We start from the raw sequence: 8,136 nt of genomic DNA on the forward strand, positions 1-8,136 counted from the left end.
AGCGCTACTTTTACCAACAGGGGATGAGAGCTATAAGTCAGATTCAGTCTAGCTCTTAGCCATCTTGTCACCCCCCCCAGCTATTTTACTATGGTTGTACTACCGGACATGATATGAGCGCCAATATACTGCCGCACATCATCTATCACAGATTACCTAAGGGCAATAGCAGGTAAGTCTACTTATATCAAGTCCGGTAGCACCGGACTTGTATGGTGGGCGTGCGATCGCAATTAGCAGCCGCACGCTGGCCACCAATGAAAGAAAGTAAAACCACGGATTAAGTCTTGCTGTTGAAGTAAGCGCCGACAGCGATGGAATAGCACAACTTCCAACTCATCCAATGACTCGAAAGAACGATTGGCTATTGGTTCATTAGTCACAGGCCACAAACGTTCAGCCGGCTGTAATTCTGGGGAATAAGGAGGCAGAAAAAACAAATGAATTCCTTCGGGAACCTCTACTTGGTAGCGAATGTGCCAACCAGCTCGATCGAGAACTAAGATGATACGCTTATTTTTACCTACGCCAAAATGTTGTGCGAAATCTACTAAAACTCTGTTGAATAGGTTGATATTGACTCTTGGCAGAATCCACCAATAAGTTTCCCCAGACGAGCGGATGAACGAATCCATAGAGCCATAACCATTGAAAACGCCATTTAACAGCAGCAATTGGTTGTTCTCCTTGTTGCGCCCAGACACGTCGCTGTATGGGTTTGAGTCCCAATCGATGTTCATCCATAGCCCAAACCTCGATTTCAGCTTCGGCATACTTTGCTTGCAGCCGCGCCTGTTCCAAATTTAGTTTTTTTTCCATTCTTGCTGCTGCTCGATATCAGCTTCGTCATGCTGGGATCGTGGCACGAGTTGTCTGAAATTCATCTGCCGCAAATATTCCCACCCACGCTGCCTCTGAATTTGCTTTCCCTTCAATTGCGCCACCCAGTCGGCTACTTTACGACCATTCCACAGTCCACCATCCTCTGCCAAAGAGTTGAGTGCTTGCCATAAATGTGCTTGCTCAATATCTGACAACATTGGTGTTCGGCCTGGATGAGAGCGACGACCATCGATTAATCCTTGTGGGCCACTTTGGTTGTAACGACGGGCAATTCTACGAATTCTATCTGGGTGATAGCCTGTGACTGAAACTACCTCTTCGGTCACCAATCCTTTAGCCAATAGCCAGATAATTTGGTAGCGGGTCCGCTCAATGGGGTCGGTGACCCTTCGGTAGTGGCTCTGAAGTTCTTCTACTGAAAGATGTGGTTCAATGACTAGACGCTTTCCCATAATTGTACGATTGCATGAGCGATTAACTACACCCCATTATACAAGTCCGGTGCTACCGGACTTGATATTACCTGCTAATTTACAACAAGAAAAACAAGAGTTTTCCGCTCTTTATTGCTGGACTATTTTCAGGGTGAGAGTTTTTTTGTAAGTCCCATATTTTAAGTAGCAAATCTGTTCCTTGAACAATCATCTCTAACCCGTAGATGCTCTATCTAGGGTTGATTTGTCTCGGATTTGGGGCCGCAGTTCCGTAATTGACTCGACAGCCGATATTGAACAAACTCGAACTGCACTCAAGAGGGACAATCTGCTGATCGAGGAGGGCACTGCAACTGACATACTCGTCGTTATTAGTATCTCTTACCATACATTCGATCGGCTGAGCTCCCGATCGCGCCGACCAACTCTTCATACCTACGACTGCAATCATATGCTGCCAGTAGAAAGCCAATAGCGATACTACAAACAGTACAGCAACTGCTAATCCTACTTTCAATTTCCAACTATTTAGGACATTTCCCAAACTGTTTTTCACGTTTTCCACCCCAGAAATTGAGCTTTCAGTAGTTGTTTCTGGAGTTGTCAAGTTTGTTTGTGTTTGTTCTGCTGGAATTTCAGACATAATGTATCTCCTATGATTGCTGAGATTTTGCTAAGCTGGCAATTGCCCTCGCTATTGCAAACTTTATCAAATTTTAGCAAAACTAGCCTTTACCGACAACAGATTCGGGCAGCACCGCCGGGGAAGTATGTATATTCACCAAGTGCGATCGCGCTTTCTATGCCTTTTGAGGTATTGCCCAATTCGCGATCGGCTATTTTGCATTTGGCGCAATAGAATAGTTGGTGATGTTCTGGGAAAACGGTTCAAGTGAATCAGCTTTTTTACGAACCGCAGAGATCGCAGAGGGCGCAGAGAAAGAAAAAAGAGAGATATATTGACTTTCACTAATCATTTAAGGTTTCGATAGCAGTTCTAATAACTCAGCTTCCGACAGTAGTTTTACCCCCAAAGATTGAGCCTTTTCCAACTTAGAACCAGCATCTTCTCCCACAACCACATAATCTGTTTTAGCACTCACAGAACTTGTGACTTTACCGCCGGCTTTTTGAATCAAATCTTTAGCTTCATCTCGTTTCAAAGTGGGCAAAGTTCCCGTCAGTACAAAAGTTTTGCCTGCAAGTTTTAAATTTGTGCTGGCTAAATTGGAATTTTTCACTTCTGACTGCAATTGCAAGCCTGCTGTTTTCAACCGTGCAATTAAACTTTGATTTGCCGGCACTCTAAACCACTGATAAACAGCTTGAGCAATTTCCGACCCGATGCCGTAAACCCCCTCAATCGATGCCGCCGATACCGCTGCTAACTCTTCCACATTGGCAAACCTTTCTGTCAGCAATTGAGCGTTAACTGTGCCGACATGGCGGATACCCAAGCCGTAAAGTACCCGCGACCAAGGTTGATTTTTCGATTGGGCGATCGCATTTACCAACTTTTCTGCTAACTTCTTACCCATGCGTTCCAAACTCATCAATCTTTCCGCTGTCAAATCGTACAAATCCGCCGCAGAATGCACCAGATTGCTATCAACCATCTGCTGCACCAACTTTTCCCCAATACCGTTAATATCCAGAGCATCCCGGCTGCAAAAATGAATCAGCGAACCCCTCAAAATCGCCGGACAAGATGTATTAATGCAGCGAGTAACTGCCTCCCCCTTTTCCCGAACCACAGGCTGTTCGCATTCCGGACAGCAACTAGGAATTTGGAAAAGTTGAGCATTTTGGGGGCGAAGTTCCGGCAAAACTCGCACAACTTCTGGTATAATTTCCCCAGCTTTTCTAACAATTACAGTATCGCCAATGTGCAGGTTCAAATCGGAAAGTCGATCGCTGTTGTGGAGAGAAGCCCGGGAAACCGTCGTCCCCGCCAACTGCACCGGTTTGAGTTCCGCTACAGGAGTCAGAGCCCCGGTTCTCCCTACTTGCACGGTGACAGCTTCTACTATTGTAGGGACTTCGGCGGCGGGATACTTCAGTGCGATCGCCCAACGCGGAAACCTCTGAGTAAAACCCAATTGCCGTTGCAGCAAAACCGAATTAATCTTAACAACAACCCCATCAGTCATGTAAGGCAAATTTCGCCGTTCAGTATCCCAATATTCGTAATACTCCCGAACCTCATCCAAAGAATAGCAAATTTTGCGATTGGGATTTACCTTAAACCCCATTCTTCGCAACAATTCCAACGATTCCCACTGCGTTTTCTCCTCGTTACCCTCATCTAAATGCAGAGTATAAGCAAAGAAATCCAACCGTCGCTTATCCACAATTTTAGAATCCAACTGCCGCAGCGTACCCGCCGCAGCATTGCGAGGATTAGCAAACAATTGTTCCCCGGCTTTTTCCCGTTCCCGATTAATTTCCTCAAACACAGCTAAAGACAAAAAAGCCTCTCCCCGCACTTCCACAACAGGCGGCGGATTATCTAAATTGAGCTTTAAAGGAATCGATCGAATAGTCTTAACATTTTGAGTAATTTCCTCTCCCGCAATGCCGTCTCCCCGCGTCGCACCGCGAACTAAAACTCCATTTTCATAGGTTAACGCTAAAGCAGAACCGTCAATTTTTAACTCGCAAACATAGGAAACCCTCCCCAACCCCCCCTTGCTAAGGGGGGGAGTAATTTCCCTGTTTTCCTGATTGCTAAGCCCAGGTGCATTTCCATCTAGTCCCCCCCCTTGATAAGGGGGGGTTAGGGGGGGTGCATTTCCCTCTTGTCCCCCCCCTTCACAAGGGGGGGTTAGGGGGGGTGCATTTCCCTCTTGACCGCGGGTTAGGGGGGGTGCTACCTTTTGCCAGCGTTCCTGCCATTTAGCAAATTCTTCAAAATTAAAAGCATTTTCCAAACTGTAGAGAGGAATATTGTGCTTGACGCTAAAAAATTGAGTAGCAGGCTGTTCTCCGACCCGCTGAGTCGGACTTTCTGCAGTAATTAATTCCGGGTAATCTGATTCTAAGTCTTGCAACTGGCGATAAAGTCGATCGTACACCTCATCTGGCATGATCGGCGCATCGAGAACATAATAAGCATAGCTAGCTTCCTGTAGCTGCTGCCTCAACTGTTGAATTTGCTGCTGAATTTCTGCTGCCATATCAATTTAAGGTTTTCGATTTTAGATGTTAAATTTTTGATTATAACTCTTCATTTTAGCTCAAAAAAAAGGAGCGAGCAACCTCTCTGCTGCTAGGGCGAGTGGAGATTTGAGATGATCGATCTCAATTAAAGCTAAAAAAAAGATCCAGCAACTATAAAATCAAAACTTATCCTAATTGTCACCCTGCCCACAAACGGATAATTGCGAACGACAGGAGTCGCCAGTCGCCCCAAATTTTCGACTCTTATTCAACCTTCCAGAGTCATCTCGGAAGTAAATCTAAAATCGTTCGACTGGCAGCTCGCTGAACGTTTCGTCGCACCTGTCACGCCGAAGTGTAAAATCTCAAATCGACTGACTCGCCTTTATAGCTGCCGAATTGTGCGTGTAAATCATCACAAATTCAAGTCTTGAAACTCGGCAAATTTCTTGTTTTCCCCGGACATGGAAGCTTGAAGATTATCACTATCTTTTTCGCCGTTTAAATTGCCCGTGGTTCGAGATTTGGTGAATTCTTGAGCGTTTGTCTTGTTGAAAGCGATCGGTTCAGCGTGTTCAACCTGAAATACGTTGGCATAGAGGTTGGCAATAATCTGTTTGCCTCCCTGGGTCAATTCCAAGTAGTTTAAAGCTGCTGGAATGTAAGGAAAAACTCCATTCCAATAAAACTTGGCGTAATTTTGCCGCAAATCTCCCGGAGACTTGTATCCCAAGATTTTATTAGTGCCGACTTCCTCAAATTCGTAGAACAGGGCACTTATTTTTCGCAGGTAATTGGGGTCGCTCAACTGACCGATCAAATCGGCGGCTCTAGCGAGTCCAGAATAATTGTTTCTGTCTTGATGAGTTTCGCTAGCAGGAACTGGGAAGCGCGTCAATTCAATATTGCGCTTGATTTGTTCGGCATCAATTAATGTGTGGCCGCCGAAGCGTTCGTCAATTACAAGTTTTCCTCGATCGACATGATAAGGAGTTAAACTGGCAGAAGTTGCCCCGATCGGCACAGAAACCATGCCCCCGTCAATACCCGTAGCGTAGAGTCCCACAGCTTCTTGGTCTTGGCGGCAAACACCTTTGACGTAGCCGATATCGTGGCACAGCAGCGAGATCAGGTAGTGCAGCCAATCTTCCGGCGACACTCCCCCTTCGCGAATATGCTTGCCGCGGAGAATCTCTTGTCCCACCAAAGCCACGAGCATTGTGTGTTCCACATTGTGGTACAGAGCATCGCAGTTGGCGATATTTTCCAGAGCCATAGTCCCTGCCCAGGCGATAATTTCAGGGTAGTCAGGCTTATACTTGCCGTAGGTGCGACGGTAGCCGGCCTGCAACTCTTGCACAAAAGCGTCAATCAGGATAGCAGTTGCATTGAACATCATAAATTCTCTCACTCAGGCTGTAGTTACAAACTCGATCAAAAATATCTTGGATAGCTGAAAAAATAATCAATGGGCATTCCAGTAGGTTTGACCCCTCGGCGTGGAATTTTAAATTTCAGCTAGCCTTGTCAAATCAGAAAATTACTTTTAGGCTATGCTACCCACGATAACCTAATTTCCGAAGCATCCGAAGCAACCGATCGATTTTTCGGCATTAAATATTGACGAAACAATTTACCTCGTTTCACCGACTAATTATTAGAAGTCCTAGGTGTGAAAGTTATGAACTGTCTGTTTTCGAGCCTCTCCACTGCTGCCCTTCGCGCTCGGCGGTCGATCGCCCCAAAATACCTAGGATTGTTTGCATTCACTGCTGTTTGCACTGCCACACCGGCAATGGGCGCCGAGCGAATTTACGTAACTTACGGGCCGCTAGAAGAATCAGTTCCCATCGAATCCCTGGCACTCTTCGCCAAAGAAGGCAAAATAGACTCGAACTTGGACGGCTTCGCTCAATACATCAAAGAATCTCAGCTAGCTGAGATTCGCAGCGCCCTGCAAGCGAAAGCTGAAATCAGCCAGGTGACGATCGCCCAATTTCTCTACACGCCTCAAGGAGAAGTGCTGCTGAAACGCTTGGGCCGAGTAATTCAAACCAAAGCTCGGCAGCCCGGATTTTATGCCATCCGAGCCGCCTTGATTTTAGCAGCCTCAGACCCAGAAGGCCTGACCATACTCAACGTGCTGCGGAAATTCCCCACTTATGGCATCAGGATTGACATCGCTCGCGGCTTGGGTATCGCCGACGAGCTGACATCGCTGATCAACCGTTCCAATCAGACCATCGCCGGAGTCGCCCAGTTGTCCGAAGCACAAGCAGCCTCAGAACCCGCCATACCGCCCGCCGAAATGCAGCAGCCCCAGCTACCAGGCCCTTATACTTGGAAAAAATCATCGGTAACTGTGACGAGTCCAAATCGCCCTCGCACGTTTGATATGGACATTTACTTGCCACAGGGGAGCCAGCAACCGGCCCCAGTAGTAGTAATTTCCCACGGTTTAGGTTCCGATCGCATTTCCTTTCAATATTTAGCAAAACACCTAGCCTCCTACGGCTTTGCCGTCGCCGTCCCCGAACACCCCGGCAGCAACGCCCAACAAATCCAAAACTTAGTAACAGGCAGAGCCAGTGAAGTAGCAGAACCAGCCGAATTTGTCAACCGCCCCCTCGACATCAAAGACCTGCTCGATTATTTAACCAAACTTTCTACAACCGATCCGGCCTACCAAGGGCAGCTCGACTTGCAGCGAGTTGGCGTCATCGGCCAGTCTTTCGGGGGCTATACGGCTTTAGCATTAGCCGGGGCAGGGATTAATTTTGCCCAGCTAGACAAAGATTGCGGACTCGAAAACGATACTTGGAACCTCTCCCTACTGTTGCAGTGCCGCGCCCGCGGACTAGATCGTAACCAATACAATTTCGACGACCCGCGCGTCAAAGCTGCGATCGCCATCAACCCCATCGTCAGCAGCATTCTGGGAGAAACAAACCTCAGCAAAATCCAAATCCCAGTCATGGTAATAGCAGGCAGCGCCGATACTGTTGCCCCCGCTTTCCTCGAACAAATTCAACCGTTCACATGGCTGACATCGCTCAACAAATATCTCGTATTGATGATAAACGGGACTCACTTCTCAACGATCGAGGAATCCCCTCAAAGCCTCTTTCTGCCACCCGCAGAGGCGATCGGGCCCGAACCAGCTTTAGCCCGCCGCTACCTCAGCGGACTCAGCCTAGCTTTCATGGAAAGCTATTTGAACAACAAATCCAATTTCCGCCCGTATTTGGAGCCATCCTACGCTTTAAGCATCTCCCGAGACACTCTCGGACTGAGAATTTTGCGATCGCTCACCCTGCAGCAACTCCAGCAGTTCAGGATTTCTCCACCTGCTCGCAGGCCAGTCTCTCCGCCTGTCCTCGCTCCTGTTTCTCTACCTTCTCCACCTCCCATAGCTCCCGTTCGTTAGCCTTGAGGTGCGCCGAAGATCACCCTGGCATATCTTGTGGCGCCGGGGCGATCGCCCACCCCTGCCTTTTCATCAGCTTTCCTAATCGCAGTCATCAGTTTAACTGTCGCTCCACCCCTTTACAAACCTTAACAACACCGTTAATAATATAAACATCATCCGAACATTGACAACCAAATAAAGCAATCATAAAACCATGACAACAACCTTACAGCAGCGCGAAAGCGCCAATGTCTGGGAACGCTTTTGTGAGTGGGTCACAAGCACAGACAA

The 8,136-nt window shown here is 47.4% G+C and carries 5 protein-coding genes and 1 pseudogene; 2 read left to right on the forward strand and 4 right to left on the reverse strand.

What is annotated here, in order from left to right:
• Positions 1 to 233: 233 nt before the first annotated feature.
• Together QUA47_RS29340 and QUA47_RS29345 are read right to left on the reverse strand one after the other, a co-directional pair.
• Positions 234 to 1,295 (reverse strand): annotated as a pseudogene (locus tag QUA47_RS29340) (IS630 family transposase).
• Between the two features lie 211 nt (positions 1,296 to 1,506).
• The gene (locus QUA47_RS29345) at positions 1,507 to 1,920 is read right to left on the reverse strand and encodes a hypothetical protein (protein WP_333433391.1); all 414 of its coding nucleotides are present in this window, start codon (positions 1,918 to 1,920) and stop codon (positions 1,507 to 1,509) included.
• A gap of 12 nt (positions 1,921 to 1,932) precedes the next feature.
• On the opposite strand from QUA47_RS29345, the gene QUA47_RS29350 reads away from it, so the two are divergent.
• A complete protein-coding gene (locus QUA47_RS29350; RefSeq protein ID WP_333290352.1) occupies positions 1,933 to 2,136 on the forward strand; it encodes a hypothetical protein in 204 nt (67 codons plus the stop codon).
• Between the two features lie 118 nt (positions 2,137 to 2,254).
• Here the strand turns inward: QUA47_RS29350 and ligA are convergent, their stop codons facing one another.
• Together ligA and QUA47_RS29360 are read right to left on the reverse strand one after the other, a co-directional pair.
• Complete coding sequence (gene ligA, locus QUA47_RS29355; RefSeq protein ID WP_333433392.1) at positions 2,255 to 4,453, reverse strand: NAD-dependent DNA ligase LigA; 2,199 nt, start codon at positions 4,451 to 4,453, stop codon at positions 2,255 to 2,257.
• Positions 4,454 to 4,851: 398 nt separating this feature from the next.
• A complete protein-coding gene (locus tag QUA47_RS29360; RefSeq protein WP_333433394.1) occupies positions 4,852 to 5,832 on the reverse strand; it encodes an Npun_R2479 family HD domain-containing metalloprotein in 981 nt (326 codons plus the stop codon).
• A 285-nt stretch (positions 5,833 to 6,117) separates the two neighbouring features.
• Here QUA47_RS29360 and QUA47_RS29365 point away from each other — a divergent pair, with 285 nt between their 5' ends.
• Positions 6,118 to 7,863: an alpha/beta hydrolase gene (locus tag QUA47_RS29365; protein WP_333433393.1), complete on the forward strand. Its 1,746-nt coding sequence runs from the start codon at positions 6,118 to 6,120 to the stop codon at positions 7,861 to 7,863.
• The last annotated feature ends 273 nt before the right edge of the window (positions 7,864 to 8,136 follow it).

The sequence above is a fragment of the Microcoleus sp. MON2_D5 genome, from assembly GCF_036701905.1.
Lineage (GTDB): Bacteria > Cyanobacteriota > Cyanobacteriia > Cyanobacteriales > Microcoleaceae > Microcoleus.